35 protein-coding genes and 1 tRNA gene are annotated in these 26,956 nt (G+C 66.4%); 20 read left to right on the forward strand and 16 right to left on the reverse strand.

Annotated elements, in window-relative coordinates; genetic code table 11:
• Positions 1 to 10: 10 nt before the first annotated feature.
• Positions 11 to 586, reverse strand: coding sequence for a DUF420 domain-containing protein (locus N0B15_RS09005; RefSeq protein ID WP_263019360.1), 576 nt, complete (start codon positions 584 to 586; stop codon positions 11 to 13).
• Positions 587 to 709: 123 nt separating this feature from the next.
• Here N0B15_RS09005 and N0B15_RS09010 point away from each other — a divergent pair, with 123 nt between their 5' ends.
• Positions 710 to 1,465, forward strand: coding sequence for a glycerophosphodiester phosphodiesterase (locus tag N0B15_RS09010; RefSeq protein ID WP_263019361.1), 756 nt, complete (start codon positions 710 to 712; stop codon positions 1,463 to 1,465).
• A gap of 18 nt (positions 1,466 to 1,483) precedes the next feature.
• Here the strand turns inward: N0B15_RS09010 and N0B15_RS09015 are convergent, their stop codons facing one another.
• Both N0B15_RS09015 and N0B15_RS09020 read right to left on the reverse strand, forming a co-directional pair.
• Positions 1,484 to 1,885, reverse strand: a complete 402-nt coding sequence (locus N0B15_RS09015) for a DUF7344 domain-containing protein (protein ID WP_263019362.1) — start codon at positions 1,883 to 1,885, stop codon at positions 1,484 to 1,486.
• Positions 1,886 to 2,167: 282 nt separating this feature from the next.
• Positions 2,168 to 2,252 (reverse strand) — tRNA-Leu (locus N0B15_RS09020).
• A gap of 164 nt (positions 2,253 to 2,416) precedes the next feature.
• Between N0B15_RS09020 and N0B15_RS09025 the strand changes: the two genes are divergently transcribed.
• The 4 genes from N0B15_RS09025 (at position 2,417) to N0B15_RS09040 (ending at position 6,212) form a co-directional block, all read left to right on the forward strand.
• Complete coding sequence (locus N0B15_RS09025; protein ID WP_263019363.1) at positions 2,417 to 2,929, forward strand: helix-turn-helix domain-containing protein; 513 nt, start codon at positions 2,417 to 2,419, stop codon at positions 2,927 to 2,929.
• 84 nt (positions 2,930 to 3,013) lie between these two features.
• A complete protein-coding gene (locus tag N0B15_RS09030) occupies positions 3,014 to 3,862 on the forward strand; it encodes an alanyl-tRNA editing protein (protein WP_263019364.1) in 849 nt (282 codons plus the stop codon).
• Between the two features lie 284 nt (positions 3,863 to 4,146).
• The gene (locus tag N0B15_RS09035) at positions 4,147 to 4,941 is read left to right on the forward strand and encodes a hypothetical protein (protein ID WP_263019365.1); all 795 of its coding nucleotides are present in this window, start codon (positions 4,147 to 4,149) and stop codon (positions 4,939 to 4,941) included.
• Between the two features lie 32 nt (positions 4,942 to 4,973).
• Entirely contained in the window at positions 4,974 to 6,212 is a 1,239-nt protein-coding gene (locus N0B15_RS09040; RefSeq protein WP_263019366.1) for a mandelate racemase/muconate lactonizing enzyme family protein, read from the forward strand.
• Positions 6,213 to 6,297: 85 nt separating this feature from the next.
• Here the strand turns inward: N0B15_RS09040 and N0B15_RS09045 are convergent, their stop codons facing one another.
• Positions 6,298 to 6,546, reverse strand: a complete 249-nt coding sequence (locus N0B15_RS09045) for a hypothetical protein (protein ID WP_263019367.1) — start codon at positions 6,544 to 6,546, stop codon at positions 6,298 to 6,300.
• A gap of 150 nt (positions 6,547 to 6,696) precedes the next feature.
• On the opposite strand from N0B15_RS09045, the gene N0B15_RS09050 reads away from it, so the two are divergent.
• Both N0B15_RS09050 and N0B15_RS09055 read left to right on the forward strand, forming a co-directional pair.
• Positions 6,697 to 6,870 carry a protein translocase SEC61 complex subunit gamma gene (locus N0B15_RS09050; RefSeq protein WP_263019368.1) on the forward strand — a complete coding sequence of 58 codons (174 nt, stop codon included), beginning with the start codon at positions 6,697 to 6,699 and terminating at the stop codon, positions 6,868 to 6,870.
• Positions 6,870 to 7,307, forward strand: a complete 438-nt coding sequence (locus N0B15_RS09055; RefSeq protein ID WP_263019369.1) for a transcription elongation factor Spt5 — start codon at positions 6,870 to 6,872, stop codon at positions 7,305 to 7,307. The genes N0B15_RS09050 and N0B15_RS09055 overlap by 1 nt, the downstream gene beginning before the upstream one ends.
• Before the next feature lie 39 nt (positions 7,308 to 7,346).
• Here the strand turns inward: N0B15_RS09055 and N0B15_RS09060 are convergent, their stop codons facing one another.
• Positions 7,347 to 7,634 carry a DUF7565 family protein gene (locus tag N0B15_RS09060; RefSeq protein ID WP_263019370.1) on the reverse strand — a complete coding sequence of 96 codons (288 nt, stop codon included), beginning with the start codon at positions 7,632 to 7,634 and terminating at the stop codon, positions 7,347 to 7,349.
• A gap of 193 nt (positions 7,635 to 7,827) precedes the next feature.
• Between N0B15_RS09060 and N0B15_RS09065 the strand changes: the two genes are divergently transcribed.
• Complete coding sequence (locus N0B15_RS09065; protein WP_263019371.1) at positions 7,828 to 8,595, forward strand: PHP-associated domain-containing protein; 768 nt, start codon at positions 7,828 to 7,830, stop codon at positions 8,593 to 8,595.
• Here the strand turns inward: N0B15_RS09065 and polX are convergent.
• Both polX and N0B15_RS09075 read right to left on the reverse strand, forming a co-directional pair.
• Entirely contained in the window at positions 8,592 to 10,349 is a 1,758-nt protein-coding gene (polX, locus tag N0B15_RS09070) for a DNA polymerase/3'-5' exonuclease PolX (protein WP_263019372.1), read from the reverse strand. The genes N0B15_RS09065 and polX overlap by 4 nt on opposite strands.
• 1 nt (position 10,350) lies before the next feature.
• Positions 10,351 to 10,791 (reverse strand): DUF5788 family protein, encoded by a 441-nt coding sequence (locus N0B15_RS09075; protein ID WP_263019373.1) that lies wholly within the window; start codon positions 10,789 to 10,791, stop codon positions 10,351 to 10,353.
• A 160-nt stretch (positions 10,792 to 10,951) separates the two neighbouring features.
• Between N0B15_RS09075 and N0B15_RS09080 the strand changes: the two genes are divergently transcribed.
• Together N0B15_RS09080 and N0B15_RS09085 are read left to right on the forward strand one after the other, a co-directional pair.
• Positions 10,952 to 11,872 (forward strand): rhomboid family intramembrane serine protease, encoded by a 921-nt coding sequence (locus N0B15_RS09080; RefSeq protein WP_263019374.1) that lies wholly within the window; start codon positions 10,952 to 10,954, stop codon positions 11,870 to 11,872.
• 34 nt (positions 11,873 to 11,906) lie between these two features.
• Positions 11,907 to 12,719 (forward strand): endonuclease V, encoded by an 813-nt coding sequence (locus N0B15_RS09085; protein WP_263019375.1) that lies wholly within the window; start codon positions 11,907 to 11,909, stop codon positions 12,717 to 12,719.
• 60 nt (positions 12,720 to 12,779) lie between these two features.
• Here the strand turns inward: N0B15_RS09085 and N0B15_RS09090 are convergent, their stop codons facing one another.
• Positions 12,780 to 13,136: a DUF4234 domain-containing protein gene (locus N0B15_RS09090; protein WP_263019376.1), complete on the reverse strand. Its 357-nt coding sequence runs from the start codon at positions 13,134 to 13,136 to the stop codon at positions 12,780 to 12,782.
• A 117-nt stretch (positions 13,137 to 13,253) separates the two neighbouring features.
• Between N0B15_RS09090 and N0B15_RS09095 the strand changes: the two genes are divergently transcribed.
• Positions 13,254 to 14,306 carry an SDR family oxidoreductase gene (locus tag N0B15_RS09095; protein WP_263019377.1) on the forward strand — a complete coding sequence of 351 codons (1,053 nt, stop codon included), beginning with the start codon at positions 13,254 to 13,256 and terminating at the stop codon, positions 14,304 to 14,306.
• A 45-nt stretch (positions 14,307 to 14,351) separates the two neighbouring features.
• Here the strand turns inward: N0B15_RS09095 and N0B15_RS09100 are convergent, their stop codons facing one another.
• On the reverse strand, positions 14,352 to 15,029 hold the full coding sequence (locus tag N0B15_RS09100) for a DUF7847 domain-containing protein (protein WP_263019378.1): 678 nt from the start codon (positions 15,027 to 15,029) through the stop codon (positions 14,352 to 14,354).
• 286 nt (positions 15,030 to 15,315) lie between these two features.
• Positions 15,316 to 16,443, reverse strand: a complete 1,128-nt coding sequence (locus N0B15_RS09105; protein ID WP_263019379.1) for an ArsA family ATPase — start codon at positions 16,441 to 16,443, stop codon at positions 15,316 to 15,318.
• 274 nt (positions 16,444 to 16,717) lie between these two features.
• Here N0B15_RS09105 and N0B15_RS09110 point away from each other — a divergent pair, with 274 nt between their 5' ends.
• The gene (locus N0B15_RS09110; RefSeq protein WP_263019380.1) at positions 16,718 to 17,005 is read left to right on the forward strand and encodes a hypothetical protein; all 288 of its coding nucleotides are present in this window, start codon (positions 16,718 to 16,720) and stop codon (positions 17,003 to 17,005) included.
• Between the two features lie 16 nt (positions 17,006 to 17,021).
• On the opposite strand, the gene N0B15_RS09115 is transcribed toward N0B15_RS09110, so the two are convergent.
• Positions 17,022 to 18,122: a pyridoxal phosphate-dependent aminotransferase gene (locus N0B15_RS09115; protein WP_263019381.1), complete on the reverse strand. Its 1,101-nt coding sequence runs from the start codon at positions 18,120 to 18,122 to the stop codon at positions 17,022 to 17,024.
• Between the two features lie 89 nt (positions 18,123 to 18,211).
• Between N0B15_RS09115 and N0B15_RS09120 the strand changes: the two genes are divergently transcribed.
• Together N0B15_RS09120 and N0B15_RS09125 are read left to right on the forward strand one after the other, a co-directional pair.
• Positions 18,212 to 18,742, forward strand: coding sequence for a CinA family protein (locus N0B15_RS09120; RefSeq protein WP_263019382.1), 531 nt, complete (start codon positions 18,212 to 18,214; stop codon positions 18,740 to 18,742).
• A 119-nt stretch (positions 18,743 to 18,861) separates the two neighbouring features.
• Entirely contained in the window at positions 18,862 to 19,347 is a 486-nt protein-coding gene (locus N0B15_RS09125) for a metal-dependent hydrolase (RefSeq protein WP_263019383.1), read from the forward strand.
• A 51-nt stretch (positions 19,348 to 19,398) separates the two neighbouring features.
• Here N0B15_RS09125 and N0B15_RS09130 read toward each other — a convergent pair whose 3' ends face one another.
• Positions 19,399 to 20,262 (reverse strand): cell division protein CdpA domain-containing protein, encoded by an 864-nt coding sequence (locus N0B15_RS09130; RefSeq protein ID WP_263019384.1) that lies wholly within the window; start codon positions 20,260 to 20,262, stop codon positions 19,399 to 19,401.
• A 124-nt stretch (positions 20,263 to 20,386) separates the two neighbouring features.
• Here N0B15_RS09130 and N0B15_RS09135 point away from each other — a divergent pair, with 124 nt between their 5' ends.
• The 4 genes from N0B15_RS09135 (at position 20,387) to N0B15_RS09150 (ending at position 23,185) form a co-directional block, all read left to right on the forward strand.
• Positions 20,387 to 20,674: a DUF5789 family protein gene (locus N0B15_RS09135; protein WP_263019385.1), complete on the forward strand. Its 288-nt coding sequence runs from the start codon at positions 20,387 to 20,389 to the stop codon at positions 20,672 to 20,674.
• A gap of 6 nt (positions 20,675 to 20,680) precedes the next feature.
• Positions 20,681 to 21,379 (forward strand): CPBP family glutamic-type intramembrane protease, encoded by a 699-nt coding sequence (locus N0B15_RS09140; RefSeq protein WP_263019386.1) that lies wholly within the window; start codon positions 20,681 to 20,683, stop codon positions 21,377 to 21,379.
• A 141-nt stretch (positions 21,380 to 21,520) separates the two neighbouring features.
• A complete protein-coding gene (locus tag N0B15_RS09145) occupies positions 21,521 to 21,976 on the forward strand; it encodes a DUF302 domain-containing protein (protein ID WP_263019387.1) in 456 nt (151 codons plus the stop codon).
• A 90-nt stretch (positions 21,977 to 22,066) separates the two neighbouring features.
• On the forward strand, positions 22,067 to 23,185 hold the full coding sequence (locus tag N0B15_RS09150) for an AI-2E family transporter (protein WP_263019388.1): 1,119 nt from the start codon (positions 22,067 to 22,069) through the stop codon (positions 23,183 to 23,185).
• A 34-nt stretch (positions 23,186 to 23,219) separates the two neighbouring features.
• Here the strand turns inward: N0B15_RS09150 and N0B15_RS09155 are convergent, their stop codons facing one another.
• Positions 23,220 to 23,441: a hypothetical protein gene (locus N0B15_RS09155; RefSeq protein WP_263019389.1), complete on the reverse strand. Its 222-nt coding sequence runs from the start codon at positions 23,439 to 23,441 to the stop codon at positions 23,220 to 23,222.
• A gap of 170 nt (positions 23,442 to 23,611) precedes the next feature.
• Here N0B15_RS09155 and N0B15_RS09160 point away from each other — a divergent pair, with 170 nt between their 5' ends.
• On the forward strand, positions 23,612 to 24,121 hold the full coding sequence (locus N0B15_RS09160; protein WP_263019390.1) for a GNAT family N-acetyltransferase: 510 nt from the start codon (positions 23,612 to 23,614) through the stop codon (positions 24,119 to 24,121).
• Between the two features lie 42 nt (positions 24,122 to 24,163).
• On the opposite strand, the gene nreA is transcribed toward N0B15_RS09160, so the two are convergent.
• Positions 24,164 to 25,462, reverse strand: coding sequence for a DNA repair protein NreA (nreA, locus tag N0B15_RS09165; RefSeq protein WP_263019391.1), 1,299 nt, complete (start codon positions 25,460 to 25,462; stop codon positions 24,164 to 24,166).
• Positions 25,463 to 25,619: 157 nt separating this feature from the next.
• Between nreA and N0B15_RS09170 the strand changes: the two genes are divergently transcribed.
• Positions 25,620 to 26,108, forward strand: coding sequence for a DUF4399 domain-containing protein (locus N0B15_RS09170; protein WP_263019392.1), 489 nt, complete (start codon positions 25,620 to 25,622; stop codon positions 26,106 to 26,108).
• Positions 26,109 to 26,219: 111 nt separating this feature from the next.
• Here N0B15_RS09170 and N0B15_RS09175 read toward each other — a convergent pair whose 3' ends face one another.
• Together N0B15_RS09175 and N0B15_RS18325 are read right to left on the reverse strand one after the other, a co-directional pair.
• Positions 26,220 to 26,633 carry a type II toxin-antitoxin system VapC family toxin gene (locus tag N0B15_RS09175; RefSeq protein WP_263019393.1) on the reverse strand — a complete coding sequence of 138 codons (414 nt, stop codon included), beginning with the start codon at positions 26,631 to 26,633 and terminating at the stop codon, positions 26,220 to 26,222.
• Positions 26,630 to 26,941, reverse strand: a complete 312-nt coding sequence (locus N0B15_RS18325; RefSeq protein ID WP_425494220.1) for an AbrB/MazE/SpoVT family DNA-binding domain-containing protein — start codon at positions 26,939 to 26,941, stop codon at positions 26,630 to 26,632. The genes N0B15_RS09175 and N0B15_RS18325 overlap by 4 nt, the downstream gene beginning before the upstream one ends.
• Positions 26,942 to 26,956: the final 15 nt, after the last annotated feature.

Genomic DNA, 26,956 nt, shown 5'->3' on the forward strand with positions numbered 1-26,956 from the left:
TTCTCCCGCCTCAATAGACGTGATACAACAGCAGGTAGACGCCGATACCGAGGGCGAACGAGACGAGCCACAGCGACGCGGCGACTCGTCCGACCTGTGCGTGGCGCGTCCGCCGCAGTTCGCGCGGCGAGTGGGTCAGCGCGAGCAACAGGGCGTAGTAGAGCAGCGGGATACAGACCACCGCCAGCAGGATGTGGACCGCGAGCATCGGCAGGTAGACCAATCGCTCGACCGACGCCGGTCCCGGAAACGACGCTGGGCCGCCGAGGGCGACGAGTCGGTAGAGATAACAGACCAGAAAGACCGCGAACAGCCCGAACGCCGCGAGCATCGCCACCCGGTGGCGCTCGACGGCACCCGCGCGAATCGCCCGCCACCCGTAGCCGATCGCACCGATCGCCGCCAGACTGAGCACCGCGTTGACGTGTGGAATCGCCTCGAGCACCCACGACGGCGTCTCGGGCACGACAGACTGCGGTATCACGCCACCCGCCGCACTGAACACCAGCGCGAGCGAGACCACGCTCAACACGCCCGTCAGGACCGGCACCCGCGCTCGCATCCCCGTCGCGTCCGTTTCGGCCATACTCGAGCGTTCGTTTCGGAGACCAAAGCCGTTTCTTCGTACCGCCGCCGGTGACCGCACGCGAGGCGCGTCCGGACCGCAGATGGGCGACGCTTTAGCCACGCGCCCGCGAACAGCCACGAGATGAGGCGTATATCGGCGGTCGTCACCGGCGGACTGGTCCTCGGAGCGCTCAGTGTGCTCTTCGCACGTGCACGGCTGCGAACGCTCACCGTCTTCGCCCACCGCGGCTTCGCGAGCGACGCTCCCGAGAACACCCTCGAGGCGGTCGCGTGGGCCGCCCCGCGGGCCGATGCGATCGAAGTCGACGTTCGCCGCTGTGGCTCGGGCGAACTCGTCTGCGTCCACGACGCGACGCTCGAGCGCGTCGCCGGCGTCTCGACCCCCGTTCGCGACCTCGAGTGGGACCACCTCAGGAAGATCGAACTCACCGCCGGCGGGACGGTGCCACGGCTCGCGGACGTGCTCGCGGCGCTCGCCGACGACCCCGACCCGCCGCTGCTCACCGTCGAACTGAAAGAATGCGGCCTGGCAGACGACCTCCTCGACGTCCTCGCCGGATACGACGGCGACGTGCTCGTCTCGTCGTTCGACGCCGCCGTCCTGGCCTCCCTCCGGCGGCGCGAGGACTCGCTCGCACTGGCGTACATCTGTCGGGACGCCCGCGGCGCGCTCTCGGTCGCCGAGCGCTACGACTGCGTGGCGATCCACCCGCGAGCGGACCTCTGCGCCCGGACGCTTCTCGTCGCGCGCGCACACCGGCACGGTCTCGCGGTCACCGCCTGGACCGTCGATTCGAGACTCGAGGCGGCGCTGGTCGCCCTCCTCGGCGTCGACGGCGTCTTCTCGGACCGGTGGCTGGCGCTCGAGTCGAGATAACGACGCCGGGAGAGCCAGTTACCGTCCGTCGACGTGCTGCGTCGAGAGTGCGACCGAGGTGTGCTTCGGAGCGTCCGCGACGCCCGTGATCGATTCCCACTGCTCGAGGAGCGATTCGAGTGTCTCCCCGCGCTCGCTCAGGACGATGTCGCCGCTGCGGCTGTCGTACTCGAGAAAGCCGTGATCGGCGAGTCGGGGCACGTGATTGTGTACCAGCGAGATTTCGACCTCTTTTCGCGCCTCTGTACTGGTCTCGTCCGACTCGGACTCCTGCTCGGCGATCTCCTGGCTCAGCTGATCGAACGACAGCACGCGCTCGTCTGCCAGCCGCCTGAGCAGATACCGCCGGCGAGCGCTTCCGAAGAGTTGGTGTACCGTTTCGAGCGAGGCGCGGTCGGCGTCGTCGGTCGGTGTCGGCATACCATGCTATGATTCCCGGGGTCTTTCAAAGGTGTCTCCAACATGTTTTGGTAATTAGCCTCTCTCCGACACTGTGTCGTACTCGAGTGTGTCACGATCACACGAGATTCACCGGGTGTCTGCGTTCGTTCTGTCTCGAGCGTGGACTGCGCTCGCCGACGGACCTCGACGGAACAGCGCACTCGCTCGGTGGAGTTGGTCTGGAAGGATTATGCGTGGGTGATGTCCACGGAGGGAGATCACCTGCATCGAGTTCGGTGGGCGTCTTGCCCACCAGTGCGATGCGTGGGACCGGATTTGAACCGGCGGACCCCTACGGGACAGCGCCCTCAACGCTGCGCCGTTGGCCTGGCTTGGCTACCCACGCTCGCGTGCTTTCGTTCGCATCTCACAGTAGACGGAGTCCTTTGATATGGGTTTCGTTTCATCCGCGCGGTGTGTCCTCCTCTCACAGCGCTGTGTTCGACGGAACTGGCTGGCGGCAACCGCTCGGAGCGGTGTATTCAAATGCGGGAGGGACCAACGTCTCGTATGGCCAAGTACTCGACGGGTTCGTCGTCGGGTGGGGGCGGAACCACCTGCGAACTCTGTGGCGCCGAGAGTGACTCGCTGCGGTCGACGACTGTCGCCGGAGCGACGCTCGAGGTCTGCGGTTCCTGTGCCTCACACGGCGACGACACCCAGCGCTCGCGCGGCGGTAGTGGTGGTGGCGGCAGACGTGACGACGAAGTGAGCAGGCGCAAGCGGGCCGCACAGAACGTCGCGAAAGCCAGTCCGACCTGGGACGGCGACACCGAACACTGGGAGAAAGAGGGAACGAACTACGACGACGACCCGCTGCCGTACCTGCGCTCGGGTTACGGCGACCTGTTGCTCGAGGCGCGCCAGGAGGCGGGCTACACGCGCGAGGAACTGGCGGACGAACTCGGCTGTCGGGAGGCGGACCTGCTCGCGGTCGAACAGGGGCGGGCGACCCAGGCCGGCGTCGGTGGCGGACTCGTCACCGCGCTCGAGGAGACACTCGACGTGACGCTCACCGAGTGACGTTCGTTCGTCGCTGGTTCGGCGCTCGACTCACCCGCTGAAACGGCGAGCAGACTTTTAGTGACGGCACGCCCACTCGCAGTGATGAGCGGACAACGGGCGGCAGACGAACCGTACACGACCCGGTTCGAAACCGAAGTCGTCGCGGTCGACGGCCGCCAGGTGTGGCTCGAGACCTCGTTCTTCTACGCGGGCGGTTGTGGGCAGCCCGCAGACCGTGGCACGGTCGGTGACGTGGCGGTCGAGGCGGTTCGGTTCGAAGACGGCGAACACGTTCACGTACTCGCCGACGAACCGCGCTTCGGTGCCGGTCAGCGTGTCCTCTGTTCGATCGACTGGGCGTATCGAATGTACTGTATGCGTGCACACACCGCCGCACACGTGTTGTACGGTGCCGGCCGGCGACTGTTCGACGACCTCGCCTACGCGGGCGTCACGGTCGACGCGGAGACGGTGACGGTCGACCTCGAGACCGCACACACCGTCGACGACGACGCGCTGGTCGAACTGGACCGTCGGCTCAACGAGGTCGTCTGGCAGTCCCGCCCGGTCTGCTGGGAGCGCGTTCCCGCAGCCGAGGTGCGCGAGCGAGACGACGTCGCGTTCGACGAGCGTGATCGCCACGACGTCTCCTCGAGCGGGTGCGTCCGACTCGTCACGGTCGGGGCAGAAGACGACAGAGCGGCCAACGGCTCGAGTGACCCGTGGGACGTCGCTGCCTGTGGCGGTACGCACGTCAGGAACACCCGTGAGATCGGACCCGTGACCGTCCTCGGCCGCCACCGGCCGGCCGACGGTGTCACCCGCGTCGAGTTCGCCGTCGGCTCGCAGGCGATCGCACGCCGCGAAGCCGAGAAACGGGCCGCGTTCGCGGTAGAAACGGCGTTCGAGGCGGACGTCAGTGCGATTCCCGACGCGGTCTCCCGACGGTGACCCGGCTCGGGTGGCAGCCGCTCGAGGGGCAGACCAGACGACGGCGGAGTCGGTGGCTCACTCGAGTGTCTCGCTTCTCGAGTGATCCCACTCCGCGTACTCGTGCTGTCCGGACGCGTCGTGTGGACGCGGGATAGGCATGACCCGACAGCAACGATATGCATCCCACGGCCGTGCCTAAACGTTGTGATTCCACTCTGAGCGGAAACCCGTACATACAATGGTGGTCGAGCAAATTTCCACCATCGATAGTGATTTATTCCAGTCATCTACTCTTCTCCTATATGCGTGCGTCTCCCACACCGCTCGAGTACGTCTTCGCCTCCGCTGCTCGACGTGAGACGCTTCGGACGCTGGCGTCGGCACCCGCTGACCGTCGGACCGTCGTCGAGCAGGTCGACGCGTGTGAGTCTGCGGTGTACGACGCGTTCGTCGGTCTCGCAGAGTTCGGACTCGTCGCTCGAACCGGCGAGCGCTGGTCGCTCACGGGACGGGGTCGGTTGATCGCCGACGCGCTGGACCACTGTCAGCGACTCGACGAGGTGACACGCACCTGCGCGCCCTTCTGGGAACGACACGACGCCGCCGTAGTGCCTCGCTCGATTCGCGCCAGTCTCGTCCGTTCGTCCTGGTCGGTCGTCGACGCGTCGTCGTCGGCTCCGCTCTCAGACCTGCTGGCGGCTGCACGCGATGTCGGGGTCATCCTCGGCAGTGACGACTCGCCGCTGGTGACGGCGCTCGAGACCGTCTCGTCTGCGCGAATAGTCATCCTGGGCGACACCGGCGCGGGCGGTCTCGAGACCGATACTGACCGCCGGGACGCGCGTTTCGATTCACGCGTTCGGACGCACCCCGACGCGACCGATTCGTACACGATGGTCGTCACCGACGACGTGGTCGCTCTCGCGCTGCCGACGACCGACGGCCGTCTCGAGCACCGACAGGTGCTCGTCGTCGACGACGGTCCCGCCCGCACTGCCTGCTGGCGACACTTCCGTGCGGTCTGGCTGACGGCCCGTCCGCTCGAGTCTGCGGATCGACAACTGTCACGGACTGACACGGACCGGCCCGCAATGTAAGCTTTTACTACAGGGCGAGTCAACCGCACACTATGGGAATCGATTACGCCGATTTGCACGATCCTAACGCCGAGTACACCATGCGTGACCTCTCCGCCGAGACGATGGGCGTCACGAACGAACGCGGGGGCGGCCGCGACGTCGAGATCACCGACATCCAGACGACGATGATCGACGGGAACTTCCCGTGGACGCTCGTCAGAATCTACACCGACGCCGGTATCGTCGGCACCGGCGAGGCCTACTGGGGCGCTGGCGTCCCGGAACTCACCGAGCGGATGAAGCCCTTCCTCGTCGGGGAGAACCCCCTCGACATCGACCGCCTCACCGAACACCTCGTCCAGAAGATGTCCGGCGAGGGGTCGATCCAGGGCGTCACCGTCACCGCCATCGCCGGCATCGAAATCGCGCTCCACGACCTCGCCGGAAAGATCCTCGAGGTCCCCGCCTACCAGCTTCTCGGTGGGAAGTACCGCGACGAGATGCGCGTCTACTGTGACTGTCACACCGCCGACGAGGCCGACCCCATCGCCTGCGCCGACGAGGCCGAGCGCGTCGTCGAGGAACTGGGCTACGACGCCCTCAAGTTCGACTTAGACGTGCCGTCGGGCCACGAGAAAGACCGCGCGAACCGCCACCTGCGCGACGTCGAGATCGAGCACAAAGCCAGCATCGTCGAGGCCGTCACCCAGCGCGTCGGCTCGCGCGCCGACGTCGCCTTCGACTGCCACTGGACCTTCTCCGCAGGCAGTGCGAACCGCCTCGCGAAGCGACTCGAGGAGTACGACATCTGGTGGCTCGAGGATCCCGTCCCGCCGGAGAACCACGACGTCCAGACGGCGGTCACCCAGAGTACGACGACGCCGATCACCGCCGGTGAGAACGTCTACCGCAAACACGGCCAGCGCCGCCTCATCGAGAACCAGGCGGTCGACATCATCGCCCCCGACATGCCGAAAGTCGGCGGGATGCGCGAGACGCGAAAGATCGCCGACCTCGCAGACACCTACTACATCCCGGTGGCGATGCACAACGTCTCCTCGCCGGTCGCGACGGTCGCGAGCGCCCACGTCGGTGCGGCCATCCCGAACGCACTCGCCGTCGAGTACCACAGCTACCAGCTCGGCTGGTGGGAGGACCTGGTCGAGGAGACCGTCATCGAGGACGGCTACATCGAGATCCCGGAAGAGCCGGGTCTCGGCATCACCCTCGACCTAGACGCCGTCGAAGAACACATGGTCACCGGCGAGACGCTCTTCGACGAGGAGTAAGCTCATCCGCCTCGAGACCGTCTCGAGCGTGACTCTCGCTGCTCTCTCGAGCGGTGCGCGCGGCCGAGAACCGGCCGCCCGCCGCTCACGCTTCGTCCGTCTCTGCGTGCTCTGTTTCTGCTGCCTCCGGTTCTCCGGTTTCCGACTCGTCGGTCTCTGGCTCGAAGTCCTCGAGCCTCTCGCCCTCCTCGCGTGGCGCGTTCTGCGTTCCGAGGGCGTCCTCCCCGTCGTCGACCTCGTCGGGGTCGCGGCCGATGCGCTCGAGTTCCTCGTCGATCTCCGCCTCGAGCTCGGCCGCGTGCTCGTCGGCGCGGTCGGTGTCGTCGTCTGCCACGCTCGGGTAGAGGGATCGAGACGGGGTGAGTGCTGGGCCGTCGTGTGCAACGACCGCCGTTCGATGCTCACTCGGTTCGGGGGCGGATCGCTCGAGACCGCGGCTGGACAGAAAGACAGATAAAAGGTGGCGCGGTGTGAACGTGTAGATATGGACGTTCCGTACGACCTCACCTCGTACGTGCGGGTGTTGAAGATGGCGACGACACCCACGCGAGAGGAGTTTATGATGGTCTCGAAGATCGCCGGTGCCGGTATCTTACTCGTCGGCTTTATCGGCTTCATTATCGGCAGTATCATGCTCTTGCTGACGGGTGGGTTCTGATGCCGATCTACGCCGTGAAGACGACGGCGAGCCAGGAGATGACCGTCGCAGACATGATTATCAACCGTGAAGAGCCGGAGGTCCACGCCGCGTTGGCCCCTGACTCGCTGACCTCCTACGTGATGGTCGAAGCCGACGACAACGCCGTCTTAGAGCGCGTCCTCGAGGATATCCCCCACGCGCGGACGATCGTTCCCGGCGAGTCGGACATCTCCGAGGTCGAGCACTTCCTCTCGCCGAAACCCGACGTCGAGGGCATCGCCGAGGGTGACATCGTCGAACTCATCGCCGGGCCGTTCAAAGGCGAGAAGGCGCAGGTCCAGCGTATCGACGAGGGGAAAGACCAGGTTACCGTCGAACTGTACGAGGCGACCGTGCCGATTCCGGTCACCGTCCGCGGCGACCAGATTCGCGTTCTCGACAGCGAAGAGCGTTAGATTCGAACGCCTGCCTCTGGCGTTCCGCAGTCGCTCGACTCAGCCGTTCGACTGTGACGTGATCGCGTTCACGTCAGTGTGTTCCTCGAGTTCTTCGATGAGTTCCTCACGCTGGCGGATGTCCGCTGCGCTCGCGCCGTAGGCGCGGACGTACTCGGCGCGACTGTGTTCGGTGAACGCGTGACGAATCGCGAGGTAGCCGTCGGGCACGACGGTTCCACACACCTTACACTCACAGCCGTCGTGGGTGTTCACCTGGTGGACGACGAGCGACTCGGGGTCGTCGAAGACCGCACCACAGCCGTCGATTCCACATTCCCAGGGCATCTCTGCAGGGTAATCGAACTACTGTGATAAAGGTCTTTTCGCCGGGTTGTCGTGTCGTCAGCACGCTGTCGCTGACTCGGCTGGTGGCCGGACTCCTCCGTCTCACACTGTGAGACCGGGGGCGTCTGGGAAACGTTCGAGTGATGCGTGGCAAATCAGAATTCATAACTCTCCACCCTCGAAACGCTCTCGCGTGACCGACCGCGAGTTCCGAGCCGACCTGCACGTGAAAGTGCTCTCAGAGCGGGTGGTCGAGCGGGCCATCGCGGCCGGACTCGACGCCATCGTCTACGCGCCGCACTTTACGCGTCTCCCCGAGATCCGCCGCCGCGCGCAGGCGTACTCGAGCGAGGAGCTGCTCGTCGTCCCCGCCCGCGAGGTCTTTACGGGGTCCTGGCGCGACCGCAAACACGTGCTGGCGCTCGGACTGACCGATCCCGTCCCGGATTTCATCTCGCTCGAGGCGGCGATGGCGGCGTTCGAACGCCAGGGGGCGGCCGTGCTCGCACCCCACCCGGAGTTTCTGAACGTCAGTCTCACCCAGACCGACATCGCGACCTACCGCGACGTGATCGACGCCGTCGAGGTCTACAACCCGAAACACCTCCGCTCGCACAATCGCCGCGCCCGCGAACTCGCCGACTCGCTCTCGCTCCCGCCGTTTTCCTCCTCCTACGCCCACCTCCCCGAGACGGTCGGGGTCACCCACACTGCCTTCGACGCCGACCTCGGTCTCGAGACCGAGGCGGACCTCGTCGCCGCCCTCCGCGGCGGCGTCGCCCGGCGGGTGGTCTACGAGAACGGCCACGCACGCTGGCTGACGAGCGCGCGCGAACTCGCCCACCTCTGTTACGAGAACACCTGGCAGAAGGTCGACCGACTGTTCTTACAGGGCACCGAGCCGACCCACCCCGAACACATCGCCTACCGGGGCGCGTTCGACGACGTCTCCGTCTACTAGTGGAGAAACGCCCGTAGCTCCTCGAGTTCCCACGTGTTGAGCACGTCCGCTGGCTCGGCCCAGCCCCGTCGCGCGGTGTGGACGCCCCAGCGGACGAACTCGAGCGTCGCGGGGCGGTGCGCGTCGGTGTTGATCGCGATCGTCGCTCCCTCGCCGATGGCCGCCTGGACGGCGCTCCCCCAGAGGTCGAGGCGGTGGGGATTGGCGTTGACCTCGAGTGCGGTGCCCGCCTCGGCGGCGGCCGCGCCGAGTTCGGCGGCGTCGAACGTCAGCCCTTCGCGCTGGTTCAGCAGCCTGCCGCTCGGGTGGCCGAGGACGTCGACGGCGGGATCGTCGATCGCGGTCAGGAGGCGCTCTGTGGCCGCCTCACTGTCCTGGTCGAGCGCGCTGTGTGGCGAGGCGACGATCAGGTCGAGTGCGTCGATCACCGCCTCGGAGAGACCGATGTCGCCCTCGGCGTCGACGTTGGCTTCGATGCCGGCGAGAACGGTGATCTCACTCGCCTCGTCGACCTCGCGAATTTCCTCGACCTGCTCGAGGATCTCCGTCTCCGAGAGACCGACGCCGCCGACCATGCCCGGCCCTTCGGCGTGGTCGGCCACGCAGTAGTACTCGTAGCCGAGTGCGGCGGCCGCCGCGACCATCTCCTCGATGTCCGTCGCGCCGTCGGACCAGTCCGTGTGGGTGTGGAGGTCGCCGCGGACGTCCTCGCGGGTGAGCAACTCCGGCAGCCGTCCCGCCGCCGCGGCGTCGATCTCACCGCGGTTCTCACGTAACTCGGGTGGGATCCACGGCAGGCCGAGCGCCTCGTACATTCCCTCCTCGGTCTCGCCGGCGACGCGCTCGCCGACGCGCTGGCCCGCGTCGGGGTCCGCTACGTCGCCCACGTCGAACGCGCCGTACTCGTTGAGTTTCATCTCGCGGGCGATGGCGTAGTTGCGCAGGCGGACGTTGTGATCTTTGCTCCCGGTGAAGTACTGGAGCGCGGAGCCGAACTCGTCGGGGACGACGACTCGCAGGTCGACGCGCACGTCGCCGACGCGCACGCTCGCCTTCTCGGGTCCGGCTTCGATCTCGTCGTCGACGGCGCTCCACTCGAGGAACGCCTCGACCACCGCCTCTGCGTGTTCGCTCGCGACCAGTACGTCGACGTCGCCGATGGTCTCGCGCCAGCGCCGGATCGAGCCCGCGACCTCACAGCGTTCGACCGCCTCGAGTGACTCGAGGTGAGCGAGGGTGTCGTCGGCGAGCGGACGGGCCTCGCCCAGTAGTTGACGCTCGCCGACGGTGCGGGCGAACTCGACGTTCTCGAGGATGTTCTCCTCGGTCTTCGGACCGAAGCCCGTGACCTCGCGGATCTCGCCCGCCTCGGCGGCCGCCTCGAGGTCGTCGAGCGTTTCGACGCCGAGTTCGCGATAGAGCGTGCCGACGGTCTTCGGACCGACGCCCTCGACGCGCGTCAGCGCGACGATGTCGACCGGCAACTCCTCGCGGAGTTCCTCGAGTTCTTCGATCGTCCCCGTCTCGACGTACTCGACGATCTTCGCGGAGATGGCGTCGCCGACGCCCTCGAGGGTCTCGAGAATCTCTTCGTTCCCCGACTCGACGGCGCTCGCCAGCGGGGCAGGGTGGGCTTTGATCGCGTCGGCCGCCCGGCGGTAGGCCCGGGGCTTGTAGGCGACGTCGTCTGCCGCTAAGAGGTCGGCGAACTCCTCGAATCTGGCGGCGAGTTCGGCGTTGGTCGCGCGGGCCATCTCACCGGCCTCCGCGGGCGTTCGCGCTCGTATCCTTGCCGAGGGCCTTCTGTAAGAAGCTCATCCAGCGTTTCGTATCCGCGGTCTCCCGGACGCGCTGTTCGCGTTCGAGGTCCGTCGGCCCGAGACTCTCGAGGGCGTTCAGCGCCCGGTCGATGCCGATGACGCTGCTGGCGAGTTCCTCGCCCTCCTCGCGGGTGATGTCTCCCGCTTCGATGCGTTCGATGCGCTCGCGGCGCTCGCGACGGAGGTTCTTCTTCGCCTGCTCGACGCGCTCGCGTTCGCCCGCCGGTACCGTCTCGCGGCGCTTGATCTCGAAGACGAACGTCCGGAGGTCGATCGCTTCGCCCTGGACCTCGATCCGGTCCGGGATGTCCGCGCCGACGGTCGCTCCCTCGCGTCCGACGCGCTCGAGCAACACCTTGCGCTCGTATGGTTTCACACTCGAGGGTGCGGGTCCGAGCGCCAAAAGTGTGCGTCTTCTACACTGTTCGCTCCTCGCTCGAGCCAGACGCCGGTCGCTGTGGGCGTGACCGAGAGCGACTCGAGGCGGACGCGTCGAACCCCAAACCCCATAGCGGTCGGCCACATACCCCCGGCCAATGGCCAAGTGCGACGTGTGTGGGAAGGCAGAGAACCTGCCGTACAACTGCCGCCACTGTGGGGGAACCTTCTGCAGTGAGCACCGGTTGCCGGAGAACCACGACTGCGTGGGACTCAAGCAGTGGAACGATCCGAGCGGGGTGTTCGACAGCGGCTTCGACGACTCCGTCTCCTCGTCGGGATCGTCCTCTTCGTCGCTGGCGTCGAAACTGCCGATCGATACGGGTCCCGGCGGGCCGCTCGCGTACTTCCGCGGGAACATGACCTACACGTTCCTCGCCCTGATGTGGGCGACCTTCTTCGCCCAGTTGCTCGTCCTCACGTTCGCCGGGCCGGACCTCCACCGGGCGCTGTTCGTCCTCACCCCGCAGAACCCCGAGTACGTCTGGACCTGGGTCACCTCTATCTTCGCACACAGTCCCGACTGGATCTTCCACATCGTCTTCAACAGCATCGTGATCTTCTTCTTCGGACCGTTGGTCGAGCGCTACGTCGGGTCGAAGAACTTCGCCATCCTCTTCGTCGCCAGCGGCGTCATCGCCGGTCTCGCACAGATCGCCGTCCAGGCCTACAGCGGGCCGCTTCCGCCGGTTGGCGGCGGCGTCCTCGGTGCGAGCGGGGCCGCCCTCGCCATCATGGGCGTCGTGACGATTCTCAACCCGAAGCTGACCGTCTACATCTTCTTCGTCCTCCCCGCACCGATCTGGCTCCTCACCGTCCTCATCGCGGTCGTGAGCATCTTCGGCTTCGGTGAGGGCATCGCCCACGAAGCACACCTGGTCGGTCTCATCTGTGGACTGGCCTACGGCGAGTACGTCCGCCGGACGAAGAACGTCCGCACGCTGAACCAGTTCCAGCTCGGCGGTGGCGGTCCGGGTGGTCCCGGCGGCCCGGGCGGTCCCGGCCGCGGGCGCTTCTGACCGCACACTGACCGTTCTCGCGTACCACTCAGCGATGACATCCTCGCCACGTCCCGACCTCGCCCCCGACCCGGCGCTCTCGCGTTCGGAGATGGAAGCCCTCCAGCGCGAGATCGCCGACGCAGCCGTCTTCGCCGACGATCTCGCGTTCGACGCGACGGCCATCACCGGTCTCGAGTCCGACACCGACGCTCGCTCGAGCGCTGTCTCTCCTCCCCAGTCACAGCCCGCCGACGTACCGCTCGTCGCCGGGGTCGACCAGGCGTTTTCACTCGCGGACGAGCGGGCCATCAGCGCCGTCGTCGTGACGCGCGCCGGCGAGGTCGTCGAACGCGTCTCGGCAGTGACGCCGCTCGAGATTCCCTACGTTCCCGGCTTGCTCTCCTTTCGCGAGGGTGGGCCGATCCTGGCGGCGCTCGAGGAACTCACCGTCGAGCCGGACCTGTATCTCTTCGACGGCAGCGGCCGGATCCACTTCCGGCAGGCGGGGCTGGCGACTCACATCGGCGCCGTCCGCGACGTGCCAGCGATCGGCGTCGCGAAACGGTTGCTGTGTGGCACTCCGGCGGGGGACCTGGAGAATCTCCCGCGGGGCGCTCGCGTGGTGATCGAAGCCGACGAGCGCGTCGACGCCCCTGCCGGGACGGCGCTCGGCTACGCGCTCCAGACCAAACAGTACGACTCGCCGAAGCGGTACGTCAATCCCCTCTACGTCAGTCCGGGCCACCGGGTCGGTCTCGAGACGGCCGCCGACGCGGTGCTCGCGCTCACGGCGGGCTACAAACTGCCGGAGCCGATCCGACTCGCCGACGCCTACGCCGCCGAGGTGAAAGCCGGACTCGAGTGAGTGCGTGTCAACTCTTCGCCCGCTCACCCCTTCGTCGCCCACTCGTGCGTTGTCGGCCGCTCAGGCGGCGTCGCCGGTGGCGACGTCGTTGATCCCCGACTGGACGAGATACCAGACGACCGGGGGGAAGACGAGTTCCGCGAGGAAGACGAGCACGCCGTCCTGGTCGACGACCGCTTCGGCGTCCTGGGAGAACCACCAGAGGATGACGATGTTGAGGACCGGAACGAACAGGCCGAGAAAGCGCAACACGGTGTTGTACTCCGCGTCCGTCCCGCGGTTCAGCTGATCGAACGTGATGTAGTACCAGTAGATCGTGTACAGCCCCAGCGTCAGGACGGCGAACAGGACCTGCTTCGCGAGCGAGCGGTGTCTGAACGCGGCCGGATCTGTGACCTGGCGGGTATCCGTGGCCATCTGTCACCTCTCGGCGACGATCACTAATAAACGTGTGTCAACTGTCCCACTTCGAGAGTGTCCGCCGGGCGCGACGAACCGTCGATACTTAGGTGTCGTCTCTCGAACCGGTCGCACATGGCCACGCCTGAGGATGTCGAGGAGAGAGACGACGGAGCCGAGGCCGACGGCGAGTCGACGACGGAACCCGCTCTCGACTCGAGCCCAGCAGAGACCGACGACGCGAGCCCAGCCGAGACGGACTCCACACGCGACTCGAGCGCGAGCGACGTGGGTCCCGACTCGAGCACAGCTGACGCCGACGGTGGCGACACAGGTACCGAGACGACGGGGACCGACCGCTACACCAGAAAGAAGTGCGTCCTCATCACGGGCTGTTCCTCCGGCATCGGCCGGGCGGCCGCCGAGGCGTTCCTCGACGCGGAGTGGACCGTCGTCGCAACCGCCCGGAACACAGATGATATCGCAGCCCTCGCCGAAGCGGGCTGTGTCACCCGTGAACTCGACGTGACCAAGCCAGAGCAGGTCGCGCGGGCGGTCGAGCGGACCGTCGAGGTCGGCGGTGCGATCGACTGTCTCGTCAACAACGCCGGCTACGCACAGATGGGACCGCTCGAGGACGTCTCCATCGCTGACCTCCACCGCCAGTTCGACGTCAACGTCTACGGCCCTCACCGACTCGCCCGCGCCGCACTCCCCCACATGCGCGCGCAGGGATCGGGGCGGATTATCAACGTCTCGAGCGTCCTCGGGCGACTGACGCTCCCGACGACGGGTGCCTACTCGGGCTCGAAGTTCGCGCTCGAGGCGATGAGCGACGCGCTGCGCGCAGAAGTCGAGGAGTTCGGCATCGACGTCGTCCTGATCGAACCCGGAACCGTCGAGACGGCCTTCGCCGACCGTGCGAGTGCCGAACTCCCTCACGAACGGACGGCCGACTACGAGGCGCTCTACGAGATCTACGACGACGCACAGCTGATCGGCCGGAGCGAGGGCCCGTTCACCGTCTCTCCGGCCGCCGTCGCTCGAGCGATCCTCGAGGCGGCGACCGCCGTCGAACCGCCAGCGCGCTATCCGGTCGGTCCGATGGCGGAGTACGGTCTGTTCGCCCGGTTCCTCCCCGACGGTGTCAGAGACGGACTGTACCGCCTCGTCAAGAAGTTCGTCTGATCGGTGTGGTTCTCCGCTCGTACGTCGGTTCACCCACCGAGTGGTCTACCGGGTGTCGCTGCCCCAGCCACCGTCGTCGGTTCGCACCGTCGAGCCGCGGTTCTCGAGGTAGACCCGTGCGTAGGCGAGCTGGACGATCGGTGCGATGATGGCCGTCAGGATCGCGCTGAGTGCGACGGTGAGACCGAGTGACTCGGTGCCGCCGACGATCAGCAGCGAGATAACGACCGAGAAGACGCCGACCAGGAAGATGATCCAGATCCCCAGGAGTTTCAGCAGGTTTCCTTTCGCGACCTCCCAGCTGGTTTCGAGCCCCTCCATCATTCCCTGGTCGTCGATGACGATCGCCGGGAACGCGAGCGAGAGACGGAGTCCGAGGTAGATGCCGGGAATGATCAGTAAGATCAATCCGATTATCACTGCGATTACGTAGACGATCGTCGCTCCGGCGAGTGAGAGGAACTTCGAGAAGACGACCTCGGTCTCTGCCACGACGTTCGTCTGCGTTCCGCGGACTTCGGCGAACGCGAACCGGTGGGCGATGCCGTCGGCGACGATTACGGCGGCGAAGCCGAGCACCGAGAACAGAAACGACGCCTCGCCGAGCGCGTCGATGACGCCAACGACGAAAAACACCGGTAGCAGTACCGGGTTTCGAACGAGCCAGTCGGCCGCCTCGGCGATCGTCCCGATCGCGCCCTTCCGCTGGAGTGTCTCACTCATACCCGCACCTTACATTCGCAGGCCGTGTTTAGACGTTCGAAATGGGGCGTCTCAGGCCCGAATACGTCATCGGTGGATTACCAGCCACCGCCAAATCATAGGCCCATCCGGAGTCTAATGCCCAGATCGGACGAGCTTGCATAATGTAGCGGCCCCAGGCAACCTCTCCCTCGGTCAAAATACAACCCCAAAATCGGAGAGAGGGTCTGAAGTGGTAGAATTTAGGCGTCTAAACAAGGCCCATTCGCACCAAATGTATCTTCCGATAAGAAATTCAGTCGGACTGTCAGCGCAGACACGCCGCGACGACCTCGAGCATCGACTCCCCGCGGACCTCCTCGGCCAGCAACGGGACGCGCTTGACGTCGGTGCCCCGGAAGAGGTCCTGGGCTTCCGCCAGCGCCCGCTGCTGGACGTCCCACCGGCGCTGGCAGAACGCACAGTCGTCCAGATTCGGGTGTAAGAACGCGCCCTCGACGTCGTCGGTGACGTCAGCCAGCGGCTCCATCACCCGGTTGACGACCAGCGTCGAGACCGGAATGTCGAAGCGCTCGAGTTGCTGGCGGAGGCGGCGGGACTCGAAGACGCTCATCTCCTCGGGGATCATGACGATGCGAAAGTCGGTCCGCTCGGGGTCGCGAAGCACCGCCCGGAGGCGTTCGATCCGCTCGCGCAGTATCTCTAGATCCTGTAAATCCGCGTCGTCGGGTGCTTCTGCCCCACCGAACATGCCCTTGACGCCCTCGATCATGCCACCGATACGCTGGCGGAAGGTGATGATCCGCCCCATCATCGTGTCCATAATCTCGGGCAACTCGAGCAACCGCAGGGTGTGGCCCGTGGGGGCGGTGTCGACGACGACGCGCTCGAATCGCGGGTCGTCGAGGTACTCGAGCAGTAGCTGCATCGCGGCGGCCTCGTCCGCGCCGGGCATCGCACCGCCGAAGAGGGCGTCCATCGGGGCCTCCTCACCGAAGAGGTCGCCGAGACCGCCGAGCGCGCCGCCTTCGGCGCTGAAGGCCGTCTGACTCTCCGCCAGGGCGGCGTCGGGGTCGATCTCCGCCCCCCAGAGCGGGTACTCCTCGTGGATGCGCTCGGGACTCGCGGGGACGTCCGTCTCGAACGTATCGGAGAGCGAGTGTGCGGGGTCAGTCGAGACGACGAGCGTGCGCACGCCGCCCGCGGCGCTGTCGAGGGCGGTCGCCGCGGCCATCGTCGTCTTCCCGACGCCGCCTTTCCCCCCGTAGAGGACGTAGCCGGGTCCGTCGACCTCGTCGACGGGGTCGACGTCGATCGTCTCGCGTTCCTCGCTCGAGGTGGGTTCCGTCGGCGTGACCTCGATGGTGTGGTCGTCTTCGGCGTCGGCCTCGGTTTCGTCCACCTCGTCGACCGGTTCGACGTCGAGTCCACTCATAGCTGGCAGTTCAGTCTCCGCACACGTGTACTCGTCGGTCTCGCCCGACGGACACCGTCGGACCTCCCTGGGGGTGTCCTCTCGGTCTCAGCTCGAGAGGTGTGCGCGCTCCTGTCGACCTTGTCGCCCTAGGCCATCGGTCTGTGTATCCATACCACCCTAGTCTCTTCGCGATACCCTAGAACCGGCTAGTCGGATTAATGGGTAGTATTAACTACGGGTTCGTGGACCACTCGAGTAGTCGCACCGACGACAGTGCGTTCGACCCCCACCCATGTCACCCGAACTCGACACCCCAGGACGGCCACCCGAGGCGGACCGACTCGACGACCCAGCGACGGCGGACGGACGCGAGCGACCGGCGTCCGTCTTCCCGTACGACGGCGAGCGAAGCGGTACCGCCCTCACCACCTCTCGCACGGGCGGACGGCTCTCGAGTGTGGAGACCGACGAGGTCGGCCCCGCCGGCTCGACGGCCTGCCCCGCCTGTGGGGCGGCGACGATCAACGGGGCGGGCCTGTTCGCCTGCCTCGAGTGTTCCTGGACCGGACGGCTTCGCTGACGCGCTCGCTGCGCTCCTACTCGAAGTACGCCGCTAGCCGTGCGGCCGCCGCTTCGACGCGCGGCGTCACCAGTGCGAACCGCAGCCACTCGCGTCGGCTCTCACCGAACGACTCGCCGGGCATCCCCGCGACGCCCGCCTCGTCGATCAGTCGCTCGACGTTCTCGAGCGTGCCCGGATAGCCCTCGAAGCGGGCCATGACGTAGAACCCGCCGTCGGGGCGGGTGTAGTCCGCTCCGGCGGTCTCGAGTGCCGCCGTGAACGTCTCGACGCGCTCGCGCAGGCGCTCGCGGTTGGCCCGGTAGTAGTCGGGGCCGGTCTCTCTGAGCGCACGCAGGACGGCGTACTGGGCGGGTCGGCTGCCGGTAACGTTGACGAGCATGTGTCTGGTTCGCGCACTGGCTGCGAGTTCGTGTGGGAAGATCGCGTAGCCGACGCGAAAGCCCGTGATCGCCATCGACTTCGAGAACGCGTTCGTCACGATCCGATTCGCCGAGTCGACCTCGAGTGCGCTCGCGAACCGCCCGCTGAGGTCGAAGTGGTCGTAGACCTCGTCGCTGAGCACGAGCGCGTCGTGTTCCTCGGCGATCGAGACGAGTTCGGCCATCGTCTCGTGCGGGTAGACCGCACCCGTCGGGTTGTTCGGCGTGTTGACCACGAGACACGCCGTCTCCTCGCTCACGACCTCACGGACGGCCCGTGGGTCGAGGTGCCCGTCGGGGTCGGTCTCGACGAAGCGCTGGCGACCGCCGAGGAGCGTCGTCTTCCCCGGGTAGTAGGGGTAGACTGGCTCGGTGAGGACGACCTCGGAGCCGGCGTCGCGCTCGAGCGCCGCGGCCATCGCCAGGTAGTTCGCCTCGCCCGCGCCGTTGGTGACGACCACCTGCTCGGGGTCGACGCCTCGGCGGGCGGCGATCTCTCCGCGAAGGTCGTCCAGCCCGGCGCTCGGTGGGTACTGGAAGCGGGCCGGTTCGAAGTCGGCGTACTCCCGGAGACCGTCTCGGAGCGCCGCGGGTGGCTCCCAGTCGGGGTTGCCGCCGACCATGTCGATCACGTCCCGGTCGGTCTCTCTGGCGTAGCGCATCACCCGGTAGAACCGCGGCGTCTCGTAGTTCATGCCGACCAGTGCGTCCGCCCGCGGTGTGGCTCTTTCGCCGTCTCCTCGCGAGAGGTGGCCTTTTCACCCGGGCAGCCGTCGGGGAGCGTATGCTCGACGAGATCGACCTCGTGTTCGCGACCCGGGTCGGTGAGACCCTCCGCGAGCGTGGCGAGACGCTAGCGGTCGCAGAGTCCTGTACCGGCGGCCTGCTCGGCGGGGCGCTGACGGCGGTTTCGGGTGCGAGCGACTACTTCGACGCGGGGCTGACCACCTACGCCTACGACGCCAAGCGCCGCCACCTCGGCGTCTCGCGCGAGGCGCTCGACGACCACGGCGCGGTCTCCGACCCCGTCGCGCGCGAGATGGCCCGCGGCGTCCGTGACGTCACCGACTCGACCTGGGGCCTGTCGGTCACCGGCGTCGCCGGGCCGACCGGCGGGAGCGAGGAGACGCCCGTCGGTACCGTCTTCGTCGGCGTCGCCTACGCCGGGCCCTGGGGCAGTGGCACCTCGTATGCGGCCGTCGAGCGCCACCAGTTCGACGGCGACCGGGAAGCGATCCGCACACAGACCGTCGAGACCGCGCTCGCTGACCTCCTCGTCCACCTCGAGCGTTCCCCACCGGACGGACGCGAGTGAGCGCTCGCGGCCCCTGTCGACAGCCCGCGCGTTCTCGTGCCGGCGGACCCTGTGAGACCGCCAGCGGGCGGCGCTCTCGGAAGAAAACTATTCGGTCTTCGCCTCACGAGGTTGGGTCGATGAACAAGAAGGGGCACGTGCTCAACGCCGCGTTGTTGGCCATCGGGCTGGGGTACTTACTCGAGCCGTCGGGGAGCGAGGAGACGTTCCGGACCATCGTCGCCATCGGCGTGCCGGTCGTCCTCGGGGCGCTGTTCCCCGACGTGGACACCGCCTTCGGCCGCCACCGCAAGACGCTCCACAACCTGCCGATTCTGGTCGGCTTCGTCGCCTTCCCACTCGTCTTCGACAACCTCTACTACGTCTGGATCGGCATCCTCACCCACTACGTCCTCGATATCGCGGGCAGTCGTCGCGGGATCGCGCTCTTCTACCCGGTCTGGAAGAAGGAGTTCGGTCTCCCTACCGGCGTCCCCGTCGTGAGCAAACACGCAGACCTCGTGACGGTGCTCATCACGGCCGCCGAACTCGTGATCGCGGCGCTGATCATCTACCGGGTCCCCCAGTACGGTCTCGAGTGGGCACGCGCCTCGGTCGGTCTCTGAGCACGGTTTCGACTGAGGGGGTGAAAACGAACGGCTGGATTCTCGAGTACGTCAGCGGTGGTTCGGCTCCCACTCCGCACAGGCGTCCATGTCGTCCATCGCCTCGTCGTAGACGCCACAGTAGGGCGTCATCCCCTGCCCGCTTCGGACGTACTCGAAGTGGCGACAGTTGCCACAGTAGCGGTCGGTCGGTTCGCGAGGGGCCGACGGCGCGTCGACGATTTCGGCGTCACGGCCCGGGCCGTCGAGCGGCGAGGTGATGTCCGCTGCACTCGTGCCGCCGTCGCTGGTCGCCCGTGCGCGCGCTGTTGGTCGTCCGCTCGAGGCTGCGGTCTGGGTTTCGACCTCGCCGTCGGGGGTCGAGCCGAGGAAGCCGACGCCGCCGAGACCGCCGTCGGCCTGGTCGGCTTCGACGACCCGCGTCTCGCCGCGTCGCGTGACGTGCATCTCGAGCATGCCGCCGGGGTCGTTTCGCGTCTTGAAGTTGACGACGCCGACGAAGAGACACCAGAAGGCGACGAACAGCCCCAGGAGGTAGACCGCCGAGACGAGAAACGTCAGGTCGTCACCCATCCCGCGCCAGTGGCTCGGGTAGGCGTGGCTGAAGAGGACGACGCCGAGCAGACAGAGGCTCGCGCCGATGGCCGCGGCGGCGCGGACGCGTTTGCCCGCCGGGAGGACGATGAAGACGCCGACGAGCGTCGCTGGCACGCCGAGTCCGGCGAGGATGCCCGCCCACCGGACGGGTCCGAAGTCGGTCCCGGTCTGGCTCACGAAGAGGTCGGTCGTCGCGACGAGGACGCCAACCACGGCCAGCACCGCGCCAGCCAGTACCAGGGCCGTGCCTGCGTACAGTCGGTGGGGGCTCGACACCTCCCGTGCGTTCCCGTCGTAGACGTCCGTCAGGCTTGTCATGCTCGGCCGTTCGTGCCCACCTCACAAAACAGTACGTCAGACAACTCCTCGCCTCACGTGATAGTTCGTCCAGCGTGTGAGACGAAGCGAAAGCTTGAATCGATGCCCTCGCAAACGAACGTCCATGAGTGACGAGGAAGGCGATTCGGAACCTGCTGTGACGCTCGGGGAGGCGACGCCGGTCGAGGGCGCACCGCTCGCCCGCGTGACGTCGCGGCTGACCTGGCCGAAGGAGGCGAGCGAGATCGACCGACTCGAGGGTGAGAGCGTCATCCGGACGCCAGACGGTCCGCGTGAACTCTCGAGCGTGATCGCCGAGGTCGAAGGGACGTACTTCGAGCGCCGACAGGAGTTCGAAACCCACGTCCACGACGTGATCGGCACCGGCGCAGTTCCGCTCGCAGACGAGTAACCGCCCGTGTCGACGGACGAGGCTCGAGGCGGGGCCCGCTGGCTCCGCGAACGGCTCCCCACGCTCTCCTGGGTGCAGAAGTCGTTGCTCCTCGGGGCCGCGTTGACGCTTCTCTGGATGACCTACCTGCCGACTGGTCTCGAACGCCGCGCCGCGTTCGAGGCGCTCGTTATGATCGGCGCGCCGCTCGCGCTGGGGCTCACCCACGGCCGTCACATCGGCTGGAGAATCGACCGCCTCGCGGTCAGAAACGCCGTCTTGCTCTCGCTGTTCGTCCTCCCCTTTTACCTCGTGGGGTCGACCCTGCCGACGATTCGCGAGTTCTACCCGATGTGGCACACCTCGACCGCCATGAGTGCGTTCCTCCCCCACGCGCTGTTGTTGTTCACCATCGCGCTCGCCACTGAAACCTACTACCGGGGACTGCTCTGTGTCGGCGTGAAGGAACTCGGCGTCGTCGCCATCTTCATCAGCCCCGTCCTCTACATGATCCACCACGCCTCGAAGCCCCCCATCGAGTTCCTGCTCTCGGGACCGACGGACGTCCTCTTCGGTGCGGTCGACTACCACTCGAACTCGATTCTCCCCTCCGTCGTCGCCCACGGCGCGGGCCTGGTCCTCCTCGACTGGCTGGTCCTCCACGACCCGCTGTTCGACCCGACGGCGGTGCTCGGTCACCTCGAGTGGCTGCCGATTCCGCTGTAACTCGAGCCACCAGGTCTGGAGACTCTCGCGTGCGCCACTCGCCTCGCGCGGCTGGCGGATTGGCGGGATGACGGGCGGGTCGATGGGGTGACAGTCTGGCAGTGCGGAGGGCCTTTCACACTCGGCCACGACCGCTCACGTATGACGCTCCCAATCGACCCGGCCGTGATCGATCCCGACGACATCGGCGAGAAACAGGCTCTCCTCGAGATGGATCACGAGACGGCCATCGAGGCGGTTCGCGAGACCTGTCTCGAGATCGGTTTCGGCATCCCGGTCGAGTTCTCCCCTTCCGAGTTGCTCAACGAGAAGGTCGACGCCGACCGCGACCCCTACTACGTCCTCGGGGCGTGCAATCCCGCGATTGCGGACCGTGCGCTCTCGGAGACGCCGCGCATCGGCGGCTTCTTCCCGTGTAACGTGATCGTCTGGGAAGAGGCACCGGGCCGCCAGCGCGTCTACCACCTCTCGATCATGAAGGCCGCTCGCCTGCTCGGGGTGGCCCCCGAGAGCGAGGCCTGGGAGGACATCGTCGCCGAGACCGGCGAGCTGACCGCCGAGCTGTTCGAGCGTCTCGAGGCGCTCGAGACCGCGTAGAGGGGCTACCTCGAGACACTGCCGTGCTCTCTCACGGGAGCAACATCTCGAGGTATCAACGTTTATGGTCGGTTCGTGTGAGTACCGAGCATGGACGTTCGAATCGGCTTCTTCGCCCTCCTCCTGGCCATCCTCGGCGCGCTCGCGACGCTGATGGTACTCCCGCTGTTGCAGTACGTCCTCGCCGCTGCGCTGCTCGCGTTCGTCCTCTACCCCGCACACGAGCGTCTCACCGGCCTGGGTGTCGAACTCGGACCCCTGGAACTGTCGGTCGGCCCACGCCTCTCTGCGACGCTCCTGACGGGGTTCGCACTGGTCGCGGCGGTCGTCCCGCTGCTCGTCTTCTCGGTCGTCATCCTCCAGACCGCCTTGTCGTACCTCGAGTCGTTCGACGAGGTCGAAGCGGTCGAGACCGCCCGCGACTTCCTCCGGGAGGCCGGCGTCGACGAGGAGGCACTCGTCGAACTCGAGACGATGCTCCTGACCGAACTCGAGGGGGTGCTCACCGGCGGTGTCGAGGTCATCTTCCAGGAGATGATCGGTCTGGTGAACACGAGCATCCAGATGGGACTGGGCTTGCTGGTGCTCGTCTTCCTCCTGTATTATCTGCTCGTCGACGGGAAGACGCTCGTCGCCTGGATCGGGAGCGTCGCCCCGCTCGAGGAGGAGGTCCGCGAGGAACTGTTCGAAGAGATCGACGTCGTCACCTGGGCGGTGATGAAGAGCCACGTCCTCGTCGCCGTCGTCGAGGGGCTACTGGGTGGTCTCGGTCTCTACCTCCTCGGCGTGCCGAACGTCACCTTCTGGACGGTCGTGATGATCGTCGTCTCCTTTCTCCCCGCCATCGGCGTCTGGCTGGTCTGGGGTCCCGCCGTCGCCTACCTCGCGGTGACCGGTGATCCGGTCCAGGCGGTCGCGCTGTTGCTCTACGGCATCGCCGTCCTCTCGGTGGTCGACAACTACCTCCGGGCGATCTTCGTCGACCGTGGCTCCGGACTCCACCCGGCGGTCGTCCTCGTCGGCGTCATCGGCGGTATCTACCTCCTGGGGATCATGGGTCTCTTCCTCGGTCCCGTCCTCCTCGCCGTCTTCAAAGCCGGGCTGACGGTCTTCGGCGACGTTTACGACGTCGACGACCCTTCCTCGAGCCTCCCCGCGGAGGCTTCACCGCCCACCCCTGAGTCGGGTGCTCCTCCCGACGCCGAGTGATGCTCGCTCTCTCCCCTGAACAGCACTCGAGCGCTTACTGCTCTCGCTCCTGTTTGAGTGACTCGACTTCGCGCTCGAGTGCTTCGATTCGTCGCTGTGCTCGCTCGTCACCGCTGCCTCGCACCCGGTGGTAAAACCAGAGGGCAGCGACGACGATCAGGAACGGAACGGCGACGTAGATCAGGAGGATGAACAGGATGATCACCAGTTCGGGAGCGCCCGGAACGGGAACGAACGCGACTGTGGAGGGATTCATACGTCGGATTCTCAGTGACGAACTGTATCTGTTCTGATTCATCGAGCGCGTGACCCCGACGGACTGGCGTCGCTTCCCGGACCTTGTGTGGCTTCGGTGTCTCGTCGGCGACGGTGGAACTATCTGCCACCGTCCAAACACTGACCCTGCTCGCGTCACTGGTCTCGAGCGTGCACACAGACCTTCACGTCCGACGCGCTCGGCCGACAGACTCCGCTCGCCTCCGCGAACTGCACGAGGAAGCGATGCGCGACGTCGGCGCGTTCGTCGAGGGAGCACCCGACGAGGACCTCGCCGACGTCGAGACGGCTTATCTCGAGTGCGGTGGTGAGTTCCTCGTCGGTGAATTCGAGGGCCGGATCGTCGCGATGGGGGCGTTTCGACCCGCTGATGGCTACGTCACGGACTTCCTCCCCGATCTCGAGGCGACGGCTGCGGAGGTCACCCGAATGCGGGTCGACCCCGCCCACCAGCGACGCGGCTACGGGCGGACGATCCTCGACGAACTCGAGCGACGGGCGCGCGAGCGCGGCGTCACGGAACTCGTCCTCGACACGACGCCGGTCCAGGCGGGGGCGATCGCCCTCTACGAGAGCCGCGGCTACGCATTGGTTCACCGTGAACGCGCAACGGACTTCGGAGAGACGCTCGAGATGCTGTTCTACCGCAAGGGGCTGTAGCCGGCCGGAGTCTTCTCTCGAAGCGGTTTCGCCGGCCGCCGGCTACTCGAGCCCGAACGCAGAGAGGTTCGACTGGACGCCCGCGGCGAGTTCGGACTTCCGTCGCAGGCAGGCGTGAGAGACCGGGAGCTGGCTCGAGACGGCGGCGACCGCCCCGTGGAAGGTCTCGGCCTCTCCGTAGTCGCCGTCGAAGGCGTTGCGGACGCTCTCGCGGATCTGCCAGACGCCGACGGGTGCCCAGTAGTCGTCCGAGACCTCCCGGAGGACGAGACACTTCGCCTGGCGGCCGATCGACTCGAGGTACTCTAAGACCCCCAGCCGGGCGGCGTAGTAGGCCCCGGCGGTCTCTTCGACGTAACTCGAGCGTCCCTCGTAGCCCTCGCTCGCACTCGCCATCCAGACCTCGCCGCTCGGGTCGGGGTTCCAGATGCTGCCGGGGGCTTTCATCTCGACGAGTTCGTACTCCCAGGTGCCCGGCGCGAGGACGATCCAGTAGCGGTTGCCGACGTACTCGTTCTCGAAGACGCGGACCTCGTCGATGCTCGGTGCGTTGCGGATCCGCCCGCGCAGGTACTGCCCGACGGTGTCGTCGACGGCGGTGATCGACCAGCGCGTCGGGACGAGGCGTCGCTGGCTCGACTCGCCGAGTGCGCCCGCCGAGAGGATGGCGTTGATCTCGTAGACGTCGAACCCGCGCCGGTAGAGGTAGGTCATCGCGCCCTGGGCCTGCCAGTCGTCGTCGGCGAGCGTCTTCTGTACCGGCCGCGGGACGTGTGGATTCTCGGTGAGGTCGGCCCGGCGGGCGGCCGCTCGCGGCCCGCGTGGGGTCGCCACGTCGGTGCCGGGGTCGAGTCCGAGGTCGGGTTTTCCCGCGAGACCGATCTCGACGTCGACCGGCCGGTCGGCGATGGCGACCTCGCGGCCGACGCCGACGAAGCCGTCCCAGACGTCGTCGACCGACGGCGCGAGGCGGCTGGCGATGCTCGGCGCGTCGACGTTGGTGCGTTTACTCGAGTTGAGCAGGCCGGTTCGGCGCTGGAGGACGTCCTCGATGGCGTAGTGCTCCTGGTACCAGGTCCCGCTCGTGACGTACTCGTCGGCGGCCGTCTCGTCGCCGACGGGTGAGAGCAAGCCGACGGGAATGTCCGGGTAGTTCGACCGGCCGACGAAGATCGATGGTGCGGTCGACCCGACGAGGGTGTCGCCGCTCAGTGCGCGTTCGAACCGGCGCTCGAACCCCTCGAGGTGGTCGGTGATCGCGTAGGACTTCTCCTTCGCGAGCCGGCGGCGCTCGGCTTCCTCGTCGGGTTCGAGCCCCTCGATGTACTCGTCGAGGCGCATTACCCGACGTAGGGGACTCGAGGGTAAGAACGTTCGTCTCGCGGCGTCCGGTCCCGCGCTCCGAGCGAAATGGATGTATTTTTATTTCACCTCCCGAAACGCGAACTCGTCGGATAGCGACTGGAAATTGCCCTGAATAACACAACCTACACGAATCATGTCTACACACACGACGCGACGACGATTTCTCACGAGTACCACGACGACGATTGCACTCGCAGCGGCGCTGGCTGGCTGTACAGGCGGTGGCTCGGACGACGACGACACGGGCGACGAGGCGGGTCCCTCCGACGACATCGACTACGAGAACCCCGACGGCTCGGTGTCGTTCGTCTCGCCCGCCGACGGCGACGAGGTGACGAGTCCGGTCAGCCTCGAGATGGAGACCGACGGCGTAGTGATCGAACCCGCTGCGGAGGGGCAGAACGACGGCCACGGCCACTTCCACGTCCTCGTCGACGTCGACTGTCTCGAACCTGGCGAGTACATCCCATTCGAAGACGGCTACAACCACTTCGGTGACGGCTCGCTCGAGGGCGAACTCGACCTCGAGCCGGGAACCTACGACCTGTGTCTGCAGGTCGCCGACGGCGGCCACTACGCCTACGCGCTGACCGACGAGATCACGATTACCGTTACCGAGTGACAGCCACCCCGCCCTCACGGCGAGGATTCTCGAAGGGAATAGTCAGGTTGCGCGTTTCCTCGGTCCCCACGCGAGAGCGCGCGAGCGGTCAGGCGAGCAGTACGGGGTAGCTCACGCAGGTTCGTCCCGGAACCGTTCTACATCGTCTTCTAGCCCGTCGAAATCATCGTCTGCTCCAACGAGTAGTGTTCCACCGACCGCAGCAGCCGTCGCGAGCGCGTATGCATCTCCAAGTGCCATCGCATACGCCTCTTTGAGCGCAGCGGCACTCTCCCAGCATTCCCGGGCGTCGTACACTGCAACCCCCAGTTCCTCGAGCCGGCCGAGACTCGCCCTGACATCGTCGGGACGAAACCCAACTCGAGAACCGACATACAGCACCTCTGTTTTCGTGACCGGGCTAACGTACCCATCAATCTCTCCGGATGCCACCCGGTCGATCCACGCTTCGACGACGTCACTCCCGGGTTCGTCGTCCAGATAGGCAACGAGTGGTTCTGCATCGAACACGATCGTGTCCGTCATTCTTCTTCTGTGTTGCCGGAAAATCGCTCGAGTAGTTCGTCGGCTCGCTGTTTGTCGCGTTCACGTTCTTCACGGAGAATCGCTGTCGCGGGACGCTCATCCTCGCTCTCGCGCTCGAGACCGCGGAACTCTCGCATCGATCCGACTGGACGGACGACGATCTCCCCATCGTCGTTTTCGACGAATTTGACCCGGCCTGGTGCAGGGATGCCGTGTTTTTCTCGGAGGTGCTTTGGGATCGTCGCCTGCCCCTTTTTTGTGACTGAGACGATACGCTCCCCACCGTCCGATGGAGTATTACTCGACACGAGTATTACTTTTCT

The organism is Natronobiforma cellulositropha, from assembly GCF_025629245.1.
Taxonomy (GTDB): domain Archaea; phylum Halobacteriota; class Halobacteria; order Halobacteriales; family Natrialbaceae; genus Natronobiforma; species Natronobiforma cellulositropha.